The following is a 16,225-nucleotide window of genomic DNA, read 5'->3' as shown; positions in this document are numbered from 1 at the left end:
GGGCTTCCCAACGACGCAAAGGATCAAATGACCTCCTCTTCTTCCCTTCCGCAGGACCGGCAGCGCCTCCCCGAGAGCCTTCGGGCCGACGCCCTGATGGAAGAGGACGTCGCCTGGAGCCACGAGATCGACGGGGAGCGTGACGGCGACCAGTACGACCGCTCGGAGCGTGCCGCGCTGCGCCGCGTCGCGGGCCTGTCCACCGAGCTCGAGGACGTCACCGAGGTCGAGTACCGCCAGCTGCGCCTGGAGCGCGTGGTGCTCGTCGGTGTCTGGACCACGGGCACGGTGCAGGACGCGGAGAACTCCCTCGCCGAGCTCGCCGCGCTGGCCGAGACCGCCGGCGCCCTGGTGCTCGACGGCGTCATCCAGCGCCGTGACAAGCCCGACCCGGCCACGTACATCGGCTCGGGCAAGGCGCTGGAGCTGCGCGACATCGTGCTGGAGTCCGGCGCCGACACCGTGGTGTGCGACGGTGAGCTCTCCCCGGGACAGCTGATCCACCTCGAGGACGTCGTCAAGGTCAAGGTCGTCGACCGGACCGCGCTGATCCTCGACATCTTCGCCCAGCACGCCAAGTCCCGAGAGGGCAAGGCACAGGTCGCGCTGGCGCAGATGCAGTACATGCTTCCCAGGCTCCGTGGCTGGGGCCAGTCGCTGTCGCGGCAGATGGGTGGCGGTGGCTCCGGTTCGGCGGGCGGCGGTATGGCCACCCGTGGTCCCGGTGAGACCAAGATCGAGACGGACCGGCGGCGGATCCGCGAGAAGATGGCGAAGATGCGCCGGGAGATCGCGGAGATGAAGACCGGCCGGGACATCAAGCGCCAGGAACGCCGGCGCAACAAGGTCCCCTCGGTCGCCATCGCCGGCTACACCAACGCCGGCAAGTCCTCGCTCCTCAACCGCCTCACCGGTGCCGGTGTGCTGGTGGAGAACGCCCTGTTCGCCACCCTGGACCCGACCGTGCGACGGGCCGAGACGCCCAGCGGGCGGCTCTACACCCTCGCCGACACCGTCGGCTTCGTCCGGCATCTGCCGCACCACCTCGTCGAGGCGTTCCGCTCCACGATGGAGGAGGTCGGCGAGTCCGACCTCATCCTGCACGTGGTCGACGGCTCGCATCCGGTGCCGGAGGAGCAGCTGGCCGCAGTCCGCGAGGTGATCCGCGATGTGGGCGCCACGGACGTGCCCGAGATCGTGGTCGTCAACAAGGCCGACGCGGCCGATCCGCTGGTGCTCCAGCGCCTGCTGCGCCAGGAGAAGCACGCCATCGCGGTCTCGGCCCGTACGGGCCAGGGCCTGGCGGAGCTGCTGACCCTGCTCGACGACGAGCTGCCGCGGCCGCAGGTCGAGATCGAGGCGCTGGTGCCCTACACCCAGGGCGCCCTGGTCTCGCGGGCGCACGCCGAGGGCGAGGTCCTCTCCGAGGAGCACACCGCGGACGGCACGGTCCTCAAGGCGCGGGTGCACGCGGAGCTGGCGGCGGAGTTCGAGCCGTTCGTGCCGGCCGCGTAGCCGGCCCGTAGGAGACACGACGGCGAAGGCCCGCCCCGGGGAGACCGGGGCGGGCCTTCGTCCTCTGCGTTCATGCAGCGGTGCGGGGGAGCCGTCGGCACGCCGGAGCGCCCCCGCCGCGGGCGGCTACTGCTTGGTCGCCCACTTCTTGCTCATGTTGTCGAAGAGGGTCTTGGCCGCGGCACCCAGGTGCGGACCGGCCGACCAGCGGGCCGGACGCGGACCCATCGACATGTTGGAGACCAGCACCGGCTTGCCGTCGGCGCCCTTGATGAACCAGGGGCCACCGGAGGAGCCACCGGTCATGGTGCAGCCGATGCGGTACATGGTCGGCTTCTTGGCGTCCATCGTCAGACGGGTCGGCTTGTCGGTGCACTGCTGCTGCGCCGCACCGTCGAACGGCGCCTCGGCCGGGTAGCCCTGCGCGGTCAGGCTCGGGATCTTGGCCATGGCCGGGGCGTTGAAGTCGACCGCGTACGCGCCGCCGGCGACCTCTTCCAGCGACTTGCCGCCGGTGGACGACTCCGGCTTCACATGCATCAGCGCGTAGTCGTACGGAGCCATCGGCACGCCCGGAACGGCGCCGCCGTCCTTGATCCACTCATTGGACGTCGCCATGTCGTCGGCCCACCACTTGCCCGACGGGACGCGGTCCTCGAAGGGCGTGGCCTTCAGCTTGTCGGCGGAGACGCCGTTCTTGTTGAAGTTCGGCACGAACATCATGTTGCGGTACCAGCCGCCGTTCTTGCCGGCGTGCACACAGTGCGCGGCGGTCCACACGAGGTTGGACTTGCCGGGGTGCGCCGGGTCCTTGACGACGGTGGCCGAGCAACGCGACTCGCCCTCAGGGGTGCTGAACAGCAGCAGACCCACACCGGCGGCGGTGGAGGTGTAGGGGGTCTTGACGGGCTGAGCCTGGACGGCGGCCGGCTCGGGGTCGGTCTTGCCCTGGTCCTCGGAGATGTCCCCGGGCTTGCTGGGGTCCTTCGGGGGCTTGACCTTCTCGATCTTGTCCGGGTTCCAGAAGTCCTTGATGATCGGGTTGATGAACTCCCCGGCCTCCCGGAGCCACTTGTCCTTGTCCCAGTTCTTCCACTCGCCGTTCTTCCACTTGTCCAGGTCGACGCCGTGCTCCTTGAGCTTGTCCTGGATGTCCTGGGGGATCTTGATTTCACCCCCACCCGTGGTGTCCGCCGCGGACTGGCTGGGCTTGGCGTCCGCGTTGCCGCCCTCGGGACCGCAGCCGGTGGCGGTCAGTGCCACGACGGCGGTGAGAGCGGCGGCGGCCAGGACTGGCCGGCGTATGGATCGCATGGGTGTTGTCCCCCTGGGTGAATCGGGCTGAGCCGGTGTGGCATGAGCGGAGTCGCGCCGGATTGAACTTGTCATGAACCCCAAGATCTCGGCGCGACACCCCACTATGCCGGTGACGATGGAGACGGCGGTACTCGGGGTCCGGTTCCCAGCCGCCAAGGATCTTGTTCGCGACCGTGATCCGGCGTCGCCGGCGTCGTTGGTACGTACGGGGGACAGCCGGGCTGCCCGCAGGACCCCGCGCGCTGTTCAGCAGCTCACCAAGCAGGAGGACACAACTGCCGTGGCGTTGACCGACACCGTGCCGGCGGCCGCGCCGTCGGCCCACGAGGGGATTCTGCGCCGACAGTCCCTGCGTGAGTCCGCTGCCCGCACCTACGCACGCTCGTTGCCCATCGTCCCGGTGCGCGCCCGCGGGCTGACCATCGAGGGCGCCGACGGCCGGAGATACCTCGACTGCCTCTCCGGCGCCGGCACCCTGGCCCTCGGCCACAACCACCCGGTGGTGCTCGAAGCGATCCGCGCGGTCCTCGACTCCGGCGCGCCGCTGCACATCCTCGACCTGGCCACGCCCGTCAAGGACGCCTTCACCACCGAGCTCTTCGCCACGCTGCCCGCCGAACTGGCCGAAAACGCCCGCATCCAGTTCTGCGGCCCGGCCGGCACGGACGCCGTCGAGGCCGCCTTCAAACTCGTCCGCACCGCGACCGGCCGGGACGGCCTGATGGCGTTCTCGGGCGCCTACCACGGCATGACCGCCGAGGCGCTCGCCGCCTCCGGGGGAGCACAGCACACCAGCGTGGTCCGGCTGCCCTACCCGTACGACTACCGCTGCCCGTTCCAGACCGGTGGCGAGCGCGGCGCCGAACTCGCCGCACGCTGGACCCAGAACCTGCTCGACGACCACAAGAGCGGGGTGCCCCGGCCGGCCGGGATGATCCTCGAACCCGTCCAGGGGGAGGGCGGCGTGATCCCCGCCCCGGACAACTGGCTGCGGCGGATGCGGGAGCTCACCGCGGCCCGGCAGATCCCCCTGATCGTGGACGAGGTGCAGACCGGCGTCGGCCGCACCGGCACCTTCTGGGCGGTCGAACACAGCGGCATCGTGCCGGACGTGATCGTGCTGTCGAAGGCGATCGGCGGCAGCCTGCCGCTCGCCGTGATCGTCTACCGGGAGGAGCTCGACGCCTGGCAGCCCGGCGCGCACGCCGGCACCTTCCGCGGCAACCAGCTCGCCATGGCCGCCGGAGCCGCCACCCTCGCCTACGTCCGCGCCAACGGCCTCGCCGCCCGCGCCGCCGAACTCGGCGCCCGGATGCTCGCCCGGCTCCGCACCCTCGCCGACGCCCACGACTGCATCGGCGACGTCCGCGGCCGCGGACTGATGCTCGGCGTCGAACTCGTCGACCCGGAGGCGGACGCCGATGCCAGCGGCGCCCGCCCCGCCGCCCCCGAGCTCGCCGCCGCCGTCCAGCGCGCCTGCCTCAACCGCGGCCTGATCGTCGAACTGGGCGGCCGGCACTCCGCCGTCGTCAGGCTGCTGCCACCCCTGACCATCACCGACGAGCAGGCGGACGCGATCCTCGACCGCCTCGCCGACGCCGTCCTGGCGGCGGTCCGCACCACCCTCGGACCGACGGGCTCATCCCCCACGACACAGCGAGGCACCTCCGCATGAACGAACGCCCCGGCCCCGACAACGCCCAGCCCGCCGAGCGGATCCCGGACCGGCACCACAGCGCCGGCACACTGGAGTCCGTACCGCGCCAGCAGCGCCGCACCCCCGGCGACACCTGCCACCAGCAGACCCACGAAGACCCCTGCCAGGCCACCGGCCCGGGCGCTCCCGGCCGCCATGAGCGGACCCGCCACGGCGACCACGACCCCCTCGACCACCCGGACCCGGCGGTCGCCGCCGACACCGCCGGCATCGAGCACCTCCTGCGCTGCTGGCTCCGCGAGAACGGCACCGCACGCCCGGCCGGCGGCCGCCTGCGCATCCCCCTGCGGTCCGCCGCCAGCGCCCTGCACATCCCCGTCCGCTACTGGTCACCCACCGGCTGGCACCGCCTGGCCGCGCCCACCCTCGAAGGCGCCCCGGCCGGCGCCGCCCCGCTGGACGCCGTCACCCTCGCCGCGCTGCTGCGCCGGGAGGCCGCGCACGGCGGCGACCGGCGGGCCTCGGACGGCGGCGAGCACCGAGTGGCGGACGGGGAACGGCCGGAGCCGGAGGTCGAGCAGCCGCAGACACCGGACGGCGACGGCGCCGAACTCATCGGACGGGTCGCCAACTCCGTACGCAACGTGGCCACCTTCCTCGCCGACCGGCGCGCCCGGCCCGCCGACGACCAGGGCGACCTCTTCCTCGCCGCCGAGCAGTCCCTGCTCCTCGGCCACCCGCTGCACCCCACCCCCAAGAGCCGCGAGGGCCTCTCCGACGCCGAGACCCGCGCCTTCTCGCCCGAACTGCGCGGTGCCTTCCCGCTCCACTGGATGGCCGTGCACCGCTCCGTCGTCGCCACCGACTCCGCCTGGACCGAACGCGGCAAGCCCGTGTCCGCCGAGCAGCTCGCCGCGCGCCTCGCGGGAGACGGCCTGTCCCTGCCGGACGGGACCGTGCCGCTGCCACTGCACCCCTGGCAGGCCAGGGAACTCGCCGACCGCCCCGACATCGCCGCACTCCGCGACGCCGGTCTGCTGCACGACCTCGGTATCCACGGCCCCCGCTGGCACCCCACCTCCTCCGTCCGCACCGTCTACCGCCCCGGCGCGGACGCCATGCTCAAACTCTCCCTCGGGCTGCGCATCACCAACTCCCGCCGGGAGAACCTCCGCAAGGAACTCGTCCGCGGGGTCGAGGTGCACCGGCTGCTGCGCACCGGCCTCGCCGAGCAGTGGCAGGCCGCCCATCCCGGCTTCGACATCGTCCGCGACCCGGCCTATCTCGCCGTCGACGGCCCCGACGGCGAACCCGTCCAGGGCCTCGACGCCGTCATCCGCCACAACCCCTTCAGCACCGGCGACGACGCGGTCTGCATCGCCGGCCTCACCTCTCCCCGACCCTGGCCCGGCCACGCGGGCGCCCGCTCCCGCCTCGAGGACCTCGTCGGCACGCTCGCCGCCCGCACCGGCCGCGCCCTGGGCGCCGTCGCCACCGAGTGGTTCCTGCGCTACCTCGAAGCGGTCGTCCGGCCCCTGCTGTGGCTCGACGGCACGGCCGGCGTCGCCCTGGAGGCCCACCAGCAGAACACCCTGGTGCTGCTCGACCCCGACGGCTGGCCGGTGGGCGGCCGCTACCGCGACAACCAGGGCTACTACTTCCGCGCCTCCCGCCGCGCCGAGCTGGAGCGACGGCTGCCCGGCATCGGCGCGGCCAGCGACACCTTCGTCGCCGACGAGGTCACCGACGAGCGCTTCGCCTACTACCTGGGCATCAACAACGTCCTCGGCCTCATCGGAGCCTTCGGGGCCCAGCGCCTGGTCCGCGAGGAGATCCTGCTGGCCGCCTTCAGGCGGTTCCTCGACAGCGCCGCCGCAGCGCCCCGCGCGCACCGCTCCCGGCTCCCCGGCCAGCTGCTGTCCGCCCGCACCCTGCGCTGCAAGGCCAACCTCGCGACCCGCCTGCACGGGCTCGACGAACTCGTCGGCCCGGTCGAGACCCAGTCCGTCTACGTCACCCTGCCCAACCCCCTGGCCTCCTAGCAGGCCACCACAGCCCGCCGCAGCGAAGTCACCCCACGAGCCCCCGGCGCCGGCGCCCCGCGACCCACAAGGCCACGCGGGAGCCGGCCACGAGAGGAGAGCGTCGCCGTGCCACCCACCGAATCCGGCCTCAGCTCCAGCTCCGACGACACCCAGGATCGCCGGGTCCCGCCGGAGTTCCGCGCGTTGCTCGCCGGGGGACGCCGTCGGCCGGCGCCCCCGGTCCTCACCGGCACCGGCCCGCTGCTGGACAACCTGGCGGGCTGGGGACCGGCCGACACCACCGCCGGGCCGTTCGAGCTCGTCCCCGTCCAGCCGGCCCGCGACCTCGACCGGATCACCGGCTGGATGAACGATCCGGCAGTCGCGGCCTTCTGGGAGCTGGCCGGACCGCCCGGGACCACCGCCGCCCATCTGCGCGGCCAGCTCGACGGCGACGGCCGCAGCGTGCCCTGCCTCGGTGTGCTGGCCGGCGTCCCCATGAGCTACTGGGAGATCTACCGCGCCGACCTGGACCCCCTGGCCCGCCACTACCCGGCCCTGCCCCACGACACCGGGATCCATCTGCTCATCGGCGGCGGCGCCGACCGCGGCCGCGGCCTGGGCAGCACCCTGCTGCGCGCCACCGCCGACCTCGTACTCGACCGCCGCCCGCAGTGCACGCGGGTCGTCGCCGAGCCCGATCTGCGCAACACCGCCTCCGTCGCGGCCTTCCTGGCCGGAGGCTTCCGCTATTCCGAAGAGCTCGAACTGCCCGGCAAACGCGCGGCGTTGATGATCCGTGACCGCGCCCACCGCCACCTGCACTGATCCCGGGGCGCCTGTCGCCGTTCCCGGTCCGGTCCGCCGTCCACCGCGCCGCCCCGGTTGTCCCCCGCACGTGCCGGAGCGGTCCCGCTTCGAGGGAGTCCCGTCTTGCCGCCTGAGCCCCAGCCTTCGCACAGCGCCTGGCAGCACGCCGCGCGCCGACTGTTCGCCAAGATCCTGGCCGAGTTCGCGTACGAGGAAGTCCTCACCCCCGAGCCCGACGGCACCGCCGCGGACGGCACCGCGCAATACCGCCTGCCGGTCACCGACGAGCTGGTCTACCGCTTCCGCGCCCGCCGGGGCGCCTACGGGCACTGGCGCGTCGACCCCCACTCGATCACCCCGGGATGCGACCCGTTCGACTTCCTCGCCCACGCCCACGACACCGTCCTGCACCTGTCCGGCGACACCACCGGCCACCTGATCCGCGAGCTGACCGCCACCCTCGCCGCCGACACCCGCCTCGACGCCACCGCCCTCAGCGCGGCCGAGCTCGCCGACCTCGACTACGCCGCCCTCGAAGGCCACCAGACCGGCCACCCCTGGCTCGTCGCGAACAAGGGACGGCTCGGCTTCTCCGCCGCCGACGCGGCGGCCTGGGCCCCGGAAGCCCGCACCGCCCAGCGCCTGCCCTGGCTCGCCGCGCACCACCGCCTCGCCCACTACCGCGGTGTCCCCACGCTCGCCACCCCCGATCGCCTCTACGGCGAGGAGCTCGCCCCCGCCACCCGTCACGCCTTCGCCCGCGCCATCACCGACCAGGGCCAGGACCCCGCCGACTACCTCTATCTCCCCGTGCACCCCTGGCAATGGGACGAGACCATCGCCCCGCTCTTCGCCCCGCAACTGGCCGACAGATCCATCATCGCGCTGCCCACCGACAACGACCTCCGCCTGCCGCAGCAGTCGATCCGCACCTTCCTCAACATCAGCCGGCCCGAGGCCCGCACGGTCAAACTTCCGCTGTCCATCCTCAACACCCTGGTCTGGCGCGGCCTGCCCACCGAGCGCACCCTCGCCGCGCCGGCCGTCACCCGCTGGGTCCACGGACTGCGCGACGCCGACCCCTACCTGAGCGACGAGACCCGGGTGATCCTGCTCGGCGAGACCGCCTCGGTCACCGTCGAGCACCCGCTCTACGACCGGCTGCCCGGCGTCCCGTACCAGTTCAAGGAGTTGCTGGGCTGCATCTGGCGCGAGCCGATCAGCGGATACCTCGACCCGGGCGAGCGCGCCCGCACCCTGGCCGCGCTGCTGCAGACCGACCCCCAGGGCCGCGCACTGACCACGGAGCTGGTGCACCGCTCGGGGCTGCCCGCGCGCGAGTGGCTCGGCCGGCTCTTCGCCGCGCTGCTGCCGCCCCTGCTGCACTTCCTCTACCAGTACGGCACGGTGTTCTCCCCGCACGGCGAGAACGCCATCGTGGTCTTCGACGAGCACGACGTCCCCACCCGCCTCGCGGTCAAGGACTTCGTCGACGACGTCAACACCACCTCCCAGCCGCTCCCGGAGCACGACTCCATGCCGGACGACGTCCGCACGGTGCTGCTGACCGAACCGCCCTCCTTCCTCACCCAGTTCATCCACTCCGGCCTGTTCGTCGGCGTCTTCCGCTACCTCGCGCCGCTGTGCGCGGACCAACTGGACGTTCCCGAGGCCGAGTTCTGGTCACTCGTACGGGCGGAGATCCTGCGCCACCACGAACGCTTCCCCGGCCTGAAGGAGCGGCACGAGACGTTCGACCTGCTCACCCCGCGGATCGAGCGGCTCTGCCTGAACCGCAACCGTCTGCATGTGGACGGTTACCGCGACCGCCACGAGCGCCCGCACGCCGCCGTCCACGGGACCGTCCCCAACCCCCTGCACGCCCCGTGACCGGACCGGCTGTCAGTGGTCCCGCGTAGGCTTGCAGCGCTATGACGAAGCCCTCCCTCCCCGATCTGCTGCACGCCGCCGTCACCGCCGTCGGCGGCACCGAGCGCCCCGGCCAGGTGGCGATGGCCGAGGCCGTCGCCGAGGCCGTGGACGACACGGCCCACCTCCTCGTCCAGGCCGGCACCGGTACCGGAAAGTCCCTCGGCTATCTGGTGCCGGCGCTCGCCCACGGTGAGCGGGTGGTGGTCGCCACGGCCACCCTCGCGCTGCAGCGCCAGCTGGTGGAGCGCGATCTGCCGCGTACGGTCGACGCGCTGCATCCGCTGCTGCGCCGCCGCCCGGAGTTCGCCATGCTCAAGGGCCGCTCCAATTACCTGTGCCTGCACCGCCTCCATGAGGGCGCCCCGCAGGAAGAGGAGGACGGCCTCTTCGATGTGTTCGAGCAGGCCACGCCGACCAGCAAGCTCGGCAAGGACCTGCTGCGGCTGCGCGACTGGGCGGACGAGACCGAGACCGGCGACCGCGATGCCCTGACCCCCGGCGTCTCGGACCGTGCCTGGGGGCAGGTCTCGGTCTCCTCCCGGGAGTGCCTGGGCGCGTCGAAGTGCGCCTACGGTGCGGAGTGCTTCGCCGAGGCCGCCAGGGAGCGTGCCAAGCTCGCCGATGTCGTCGTCACCAACCACGCGCTGCTCGCCATCGACGCGATCGAGGGCGCGCCGGTCCTCCCGCAGCACGAGGTCCTGATCATCGACGAGGCCCATGAGCTGGTCTCCCGGGTCACCGGCGCCGCCACCGGCGAGCTCACCCCCGGCCAGGTCAACCGCGCCGTGCGCCGGGCCGCCAAGCTCGTCAACGAAAAGGCCGCCGACCAGCTCCAGACCGCGGCCGAGACCTTCGAGCGCCTCATGGAGCTGGCGCTGCCCGGCCGCCTGGAGGAGATCCCCGAGGACCTCGGCTACTGCCTGATGGCGCTGCGGGACGCCGCCCGTACGGTCGTCCCGGCACTCGGCTCGACCCGCGACAAGTCGGTCCAGGACGAGGACGCCGTCCGCAAGCAGGCCCTCGCCTCCGTGGAGAACGTCCATGCCGTGGCCGAGCGGATCGCCAACGGCTCCGAGTACGACGTGGTCTGGTATGAGCGCCACGACCGCTTCGGCGCGTCCCTGAGGGTGGCGCCCCTTTCGGTCTCCGGCCTGCTGCGCGAGAAGCTCTTCGAGGACCGCTCGGTGGTCCTGACCTCCGCCACCCTCAAGCTCGGCGGCGACTTCAACGGCGTCGCGGCCTCCCTGGGCCTGTCGCCCGAGGGCACGGAAGGGGAGGACGTCCCCCCGTGGAAGGGGCTGGACGTCGGCTCCCCCTTCGACTACTCCAAGCAGGGGATCCTCTACGTCGCCAAGCATCTGGCCCAGCCGGGCCGTGAGGGCAGCCGCACCGACATGCTCGACGAGCTCACCGAGCTGATCGAGGCGGCCGGCGGCCGCACGCTCGGTCTGTTCTCCTCCATGCGCGCCGCCCAGGCCGCCGCCGAGGAGCTGCGCGGCCGTCTGGACATGCCGATCCTGCTCCAGGGCGAGGAGACCCTGGGCGAGCTGATCCGCACCTTCGCCGCCGATGCCCGTACGTGCCTGTTCGGCACCCTCTCCCTGTGGCAGGGCGTCGACGTCCCGGGGGCGAACTGCCAGCTGGTGGTGATGGACCGGGTACCGTTCCCGCGTCCTGACGACCCGCTGATGAGCGCCCGCCAGAAGGCCGTGGAGGAGTCCGGCGGCAATGGCTTCATGGCCGTCGCGGCCACCCATGCGGCCCTGCTCATGGCCCAGGGCGCCGGACGTCTGGTGCGTGCCACGGGAGACCGCGGTGTCGTCGCCGTGCTGGACCCCCGCGTCGAGCGGGCCCGCTACGGCTCCTTCCTGCGCAAGTCCATGCCGGACTTCTGGTACACCACCGACCGTAACCAGGTCCGCCGCTCACTGGCGGCCATCGACGCGGCGGCGAAGGCGGCGGAGGGCGAGGCATAGGGCGTCTTCGCCCTGGACCGCCGAGGGCAAGGGCGGGCCCCGGGACCGGCGCAGTGGTCCCGGGGCCCGGTCGTGAGGGCTGGGTCAGACCCGCCGCAGTACGGCCACCACCTTGCCGAGGATGGTCGCCTCGTCGCCGGGGATCGGCTGGTACGCGGCGTTGTGCGGCAGCAGCCACACATGGCCGTCCTCGCGCTTGAAGCGCTTGACGGTGGCCTCGCCGTCCAGCATGGCGGCCACGATGTCACCGTTCTCGGCGACCGGCTGACGGCGGACGGTGACCCAGTCGCCGTCACAGATGGCGGCCTCGATCATGGAGTCGCCGACGACCTTCAGCACGAACAGTTCGCCGTCGCCGACGAGCTGGCGGGGGAGCGGGAACACATCCTCGACCGACTCCTCCGCGAGGATCGGGCCACCGGCGGCGATCCGGCCGACCAGCGGGACGTACGACGCGGCGGGCTTGCCCGCGGTCTCCGTAGCTGTGGTGGTGGGCTGGTCGGAGCCGCGGACCTCGTACGCCCGGGGGCGGTGCGGGTCGCGCCGCAGGAAGCCCTTGCGTTCGAGCGCCATGAGCTGGTGGGCGACGGACGAGGTGCTGGAGAGCCCGACGGCCTGGCCGATCTCCCGCATCGACGGCGGGTACCCGCGCCGCTGCACCGAATCCCGGATCACCTCGATCACCCTGCGCTGGCGGTCCGTGAGCCCCGAGCTGTCGGCCCGGATCCCTGGTGGCCGTCCGGGCAGCGAGCGGGCGGGCTTCTGCTCTTCGGAGTCCAACGTGGCGTCGTCCATCGGCGGCCGCTGTGCCTTCTGCTGATGCTCGAACCGGCTCTGGGAGTGGCTTTGTGCGGTGATGGTCGCGCTGTCTGCGGTGGTGGTCACGTCGGCCCCTCTCGAAATGTTCTCCCTAGTTAGCCAACGGTAGTTGCTTTCGAAAGGTTGCGCCAAACACACGTTCGAGTGAAATATTCGCTGATTGGCTGACCCGATCAAGTGGCTGGGTGTATGGCCGAATGGCATTTCGGGGCTCCGGCGTTCGCTTTCCGACGGCCCTCCGGGGTCGACCGGAGGGCCGGGGTGCCGGCGTTCGGGGGTTACTCCGAGTCGGGCGCCGCGGCCGGGGTCGATTCTTCCATCCCCGCCCCGCCGCGCCGCCGGCCGGGTGGCTTCCCGTACCCTCGTGGGCGACCGCCCGGCCCGCCTCCGTCGCGACACGCGGTAGGGGGATGTAAGCGGCCCGACACCACATCTAGTGGTTGGATGCGTGCGGTCGCCCAGAAGTTGTGGTGCCTGGTCCTTCGTGGGCCCCGGTATCGCCTATGCTGGTGACCGCTCCGAAGGGCCCATGCGGACCGGCGGAGGTTATTCGTCGTGCGCCGGGATCGATGGCGTACGTACGTCCGTATAGCGAGGGTGAGGAGGGTGGAGCCATGCACTGCCCCTTCTGCAGGCACCCAGACAGCCGGGTCGTCGACAGCCGGACCACCGACGACGGGACGGCGATCCGCCGGCGCCGCCAGTGCCCCGACTGCTCCCGCCGTTTCACGACCATCGAGACGGCGTCGCTGATGGTGATCAAGCGGAGCGGGGTCACCGAGCCCTTCAGCCGCAACAAGGTCATCGCGGGAGTGCGCAAGGCGTGCCAGGGCCGCCCGGTCACCGAGGACGCCCTCGCCAAGCTCGGCCAGCGGGTCGAGGAGGCGGTGCGCGCCACCGGCAGCGCCGAGCTGTCCACTCATGACGTCGGGCTCGCCATACTGGGCCCGCTGCAGGAACTCGACCTCGTCGCGTACCTGCGCTTCGCGTCCGTCTACCGGGCGTTCGACTCGCTCGAGGACTTCGAGGCGGCCATCGCCGAGCTGCGCGAGCAGCGCGAGCAGGGACCGCCCGGGCAGGAATGCGGGACCGACGGGAAGGCCGGCGGCCCGGCCGTCCCCGTGCCCGCCACCGCCGCCGACTGAGCTCGGCGCGCATCCAGGATCCGTATCGGGGCGAGAGCAGGGCGTCCCGGTACCAGCAAGACAAACACCGTGCCACGGAATGCGTGCGCACATATGGGCGTTTGCCCGTATACAGGGAGGCGGAATGACAGAGACGACGAGCGGCCCGGCACGAGGCTCCCGCGCCAAGGGCAGCAAGGCGAGCAAGGGGCTGCGTATCGAGCGCATCCACACCACCCCCGGCGTGCACCCGTACGACGAGGTGGAGTGGGCGCGCCGTGACGTCGTCATGACCAACTGGCGCGACGGCTCGGTCAACTTCGAGCAGCGTGGCGTCGAGTTCCCCGACTTCTGGTCGGTGAACGCGGTCAACATCGTCACGAGCAAGTACTTCCGTGGCGCGGTGGGCTCCCCGACCCGCGAGGCGAGCCTGAAGCAGCTCATCGACCGTGTGGTCAAGACGTACCGCAAGGGCGGCGAGGAGCACGGTTACTTCGCCTCCCCGGCGGACGCCGAGATCTTCGAGCACGAGCTGGCGTACGCCCTGCTGCACCAGGTCTTCAGCTTCAACTCGCCGGTGTGGTTCAACGTCGGCACCAAGCAGCCGCAGCAGGTCAGCGCCTGCTTCATCCTGTCCGTCGACGACTCCATGGAGTCGATCCTGGACTGGTACAAGGAAGAGGGGATGATCTTCAAGGGCGGCTCCGGCGCCGGCCTGAACCTCTCCCGCATCCGCTCCTCCAAGGAGCTGCTCTCCTCCGGCGGCAACGCCTCCGGCCCGGTCTCCTTCATGCGCGGCGCCGACGCGTCCGCCGGAACGATCAAGTCGGGCGGCGCCACCCGCCGCGCGGCCAAGATGGTCGTCCTGGACGTCGACCACCCGGACGTCGAGGCCTTCATCGAGACCAAGGTGAAGGAGGAGGAGAAGATCCGCGCGCTGCGCGACGCGGGCTTCGACATGGACCTGGGCGGCGACGACATCACGTCCGTCCAGTACCAGAACGCCAACAACTCGGTCCGGGTCAACGACGAGTTCATGAAGGCCGTCGAGACCGGCTCGAAGTTCGGCCTGCGCGGCCGGCTGACCGGTGAGGTCATCGAGGAGGTCGACGCCAAGGGCCTGTTCCGCAAGATGGCCGAGGCCGCCTGGGCGTGCGCCGACCCCGGCATCCAGTACGACGACACCATCAACCACTGGCACACCTCGCCGGAGACCGGCCGCATCACCGCGTCCAACCCCTGCAGCGAGTACATGCACCTGGACAACTCCTCGTGCAACCTCGCCTCGCTCAACCTCCTGAAGTTCCTGCGCGACGACGACCTGGGCAACCAGTCCTTCGACGCCGAGCGCTTCGCCAAGGTCGTCGAGCTGGTCATCACCGCGATGGACATCTCCATCTGCTTCGCCGACTTCCCCACCGAGAAGATCGGCGAGACCACCCGGGCCTACCGCCAGCTCGGCATCGGCTACGCCAACCTCGGCGCCCTGCTGATGGCCACCGGCCACGCCTACGACTCCGACGGCGGCCGCGCGCTGGCCGGCGCCATCACCTCGCTGATGACCGGCACGTCGTACAAGCGCTCCGCCGAACTGGCCGCGGTCGTCGGCCCGTACGACGGTTACGCCCGTAACGCCGACGCCCACAAGCGCGTCATGAAGCAGCACTCCGACGCCAACGGCACCGCGGTGCGCATGGACGACCTGGACACCCCGGTGTGGGCCGCGGCGACCGAGGCCTGGCAGGACGTGCTGCGCCTGGGCGAGAAGAACGGCTTCCGCAACGCGCAGGCCTCCGTGCTCGCGCCGACCGGCACCATCGGCCTGATGATGGACTGCGACACCACGGGCGTCGAGCCGGACCTGGCCCTGGTCAAGTTCAAGAAGCTGGTCGGCGGCGGCTCCATGCAGATCGTGAACAACACGGTCCCCAAGGCGCTCAAGCGGCTCGGCTACCAGCCCGAGCAGGTCGAGGCGATCGTCGCCCACATCGCCGACCACGGCAATGTCGTCGACGCCCCCGGCCTCAAGCCCGCGCACTACGAGGTCTTCGACTGCGCCATGGGCGAGCGCGCCATCTCCCCGATGGGCCACGTCCGCATGATGGCCGCGGCGCAGCCCTTCCTGTCCGGTGCGATCTCCAAGACGGTCAACGTCCCGGAGTCGGCCACCGTCGAGGAGATCGAGGACGTCTACTTCCAGGGCTGGAAGCTCGGCCTGAAGGCGCTGGCGATCTACCGCGACAACTGCAAGGTCGGCCAGCCGCTCTCCGCCAAGAAGAAGGAGGAGGAGAAGAAGGTCGAGGCCGAGCCGGTCGCCGAGAAGAAGGTCGTCGAGTACCGCCCGGTGCGCAAGCGCCTCCCCAAGGGCCGTCCCGGCATCACCACCTCCTTCACGGTCGGCGGTGCCGAGGGCTACATGACCGCCAACTCCTACCCGGACGACGGTCTCGGTGAGGTCTTCCTGAAGATGTCCAAGCAGGGCTCGACCCTCGCGGGCATGATGGACGCCTTCTCCATCGCCGTGTCGGTGGGTCTGCAGTACGGCGTCCCGCTGGAGACCTACGTCTCGAAGTTCACCAACATGCGGTTCGAGCCGGCCGGTATGACCGACGACCCGGACGTGCGGATGGCCCAGTCGATCGTCGACTACATCTTCCGCCGCCTGGCGCTGGACTTCCTGCCGTTCGAGACCCGCTCGGCGCTCGGCATCCACTCCGTCGAGGAGCGCACGCGCCACCTGGAGACCGGTTCGTACGAGCCGTCCGACGACGAGGTCGATGTCGAGGGCCTGGCCCAGTCGGCGCCGCGCCAGCTGGACCCGGCGCCGGTGGTGAAGAGCGTCGAGGAGGCTGCCGTCCCGGCTCCCAAGCAGGCGCACACCAACGCCGAACTGGTCGAGATGCAGCTGGGCATCAACGCCGACGCGCCGCTGTGCTTCTCCTGCGGCACGAAGATGCAGCGGGCCGGTAGCTGCTACCTGTGCGAGGGCTGCGGGTCGACCAGCGGCTGCAGCTGAGTGTGGGCGGGCCGCGCGGGAGAGGGCTTCCTGAC

10 protein-coding genes are annotated in these 16,225 nt (G+C 71.5%); 8 read left to right on the top strand and 2 right to left on the bottom strand.

All coding sequences use genetic code 11. The features are described from left to right. Window positions 1-27 precede the first annotated feature (27 nt). Entirely contained in the window at window positions 28-1,515 is a 1,488-nt protein-coding gene (gene hflX, locus ACFWZH_RS23320; protein ID WP_384434370.1) for a GTPase HflX, read from the top strand. Between the two features lie 126 nt (window positions 1,516-1,641). On the opposite strand, the gene ACFWZH_RS23315 is transcribed toward hflX, so the two are convergent. Further along, the gene (locus ACFWZH_RS23315) at window positions 1,642-2,829 is read right to left on the bottom strand and encodes a trypsin-like serine peptidase (protein ID WP_384434367.1); all 1,188 of its coding nucleotides are present in this window, start codon (window positions 2,827-2,829) and stop codon (window positions 1,642-1,644) included. Between the two features lie 283 nt (window positions 2,830-3,112). Between ACFWZH_RS23315 and ACFWZH_RS23310 the strand changes: the two genes are divergently transcribed. The 5 genes from ACFWZH_RS23310 to ACFWZH_RS23290 all read left to right on the top strand — a co-directional run bounded on the left by ACFWZH_RS23310 (window position 3,113) and on the right by ACFWZH_RS23290 (window position 11,231). Next, complete coding sequence (locus ACFWZH_RS23310; protein ID WP_384434364.1) at window positions 3,113-4,507, top strand: diaminobutyrate--2-oxoglutarate transaminase family protein; 1,395 nt, start codon at window positions 3,113-3,115, stop codon at window positions 4,505-4,507. Beyond that, a complete protein-coding gene (locus ACFWZH_RS23305; RefSeq protein ID WP_384434361.1) occupies window positions 4,504-6,531 on the top strand; it encodes an IucA/IucC family protein in 2,028 nt (675 codons plus the stop codon). The genes ACFWZH_RS23310 and ACFWZH_RS23305 overlap by 4 nt, the downstream gene beginning before the upstream one ends. 108 nt (window positions 6,532-6,639) lie before the next feature. Then, window positions 6,640-7,341 carry a GNAT family N-acetyltransferase gene (locus ACFWZH_RS23300; RefSeq protein WP_384434358.1) on the top strand — a complete coding sequence of 234 codons (702 nt, stop codon included), beginning with the start codon at window positions 6,640-6,642 and terminating at the stop codon, window positions 7,339-7,341. Window positions 7,342-7,446: 105 nt separating this feature from the next. After that, window positions 7,447-9,213, top strand: a complete 1,767-nt coding sequence (locus tag ACFWZH_RS23295) for an IucA/IucC family protein (RefSeq protein ID WP_384434355.1) — start codon at window positions 7,447-7,449, stop codon at window positions 9,211-9,213. A 41-nt stretch (window positions 9,214-9,254) separates the two neighbouring features. Further along, window positions 9,255-11,231 (top strand): ATP-dependent DNA helicase, encoded by a 1,977-nt coding sequence (locus tag ACFWZH_RS23290; protein ID WP_384434352.1) that lies wholly within the window; start codon window positions 9,255-9,257, stop codon window positions 11,229-11,231. A gap of 84 nt (window positions 11,232-11,315) precedes the next feature. Here ACFWZH_RS23290 and lexA read toward each other — a convergent pair whose 3' ends face one another. Beyond that, window positions 11,316-12,116, bottom strand: a complete 801-nt coding sequence (gene lexA / locus ACFWZH_RS23285) for a transcriptional repressor LexA (RefSeq protein WP_384434349.1) — start codon at window positions 12,114-12,116, stop codon at window positions 11,316-11,318. A gap of 548 nt (window positions 12,117-12,664) precedes the next feature. Between lexA and nrdR the strand changes: the two genes are divergently transcribed. Both nrdR and ACFWZH_RS23275 read left to right on the top strand, forming a co-directional pair. Further along, window positions 12,665-13,195, top strand: a complete 531-nt coding sequence (nrdR, locus tag ACFWZH_RS23280; RefSeq protein WP_384434346.1) for a transcriptional regulator NrdR — start codon at window positions 12,665-12,667, stop codon at window positions 13,193-13,195. Window positions 13,196-13,319: 124 nt separating this feature from the next. Beyond that, the gene (locus tag ACFWZH_RS23275; protein WP_384434343.1) at window positions 13,320-16,190 is read left to right on the top strand and encodes a vitamin B12-dependent ribonucleotide reductase; all 2,871 of its coding nucleotides are present in this window, start codon (window positions 13,320-13,322) and stop codon (window positions 16,188-16,190) included. Window positions 16,191-16,225 lie beyond the last annotated feature (35 nt).

The sequence above is a fragment of the Streptomyces sp. NPDC059008 genome (assembly GCF_042749045.1).
In the GTDB taxonomy this organism is placed as follows: domain Bacteria; phylum Actinomycetota; class Actinomycetes; order Streptomycetales; family Streptomycetaceae; genus Streptomyces.
The sequence above is the reverse complement of the archived record's forward strand: the minus strand, read 5'-3'. Positions and strand labels throughout refer to the sequence as shown.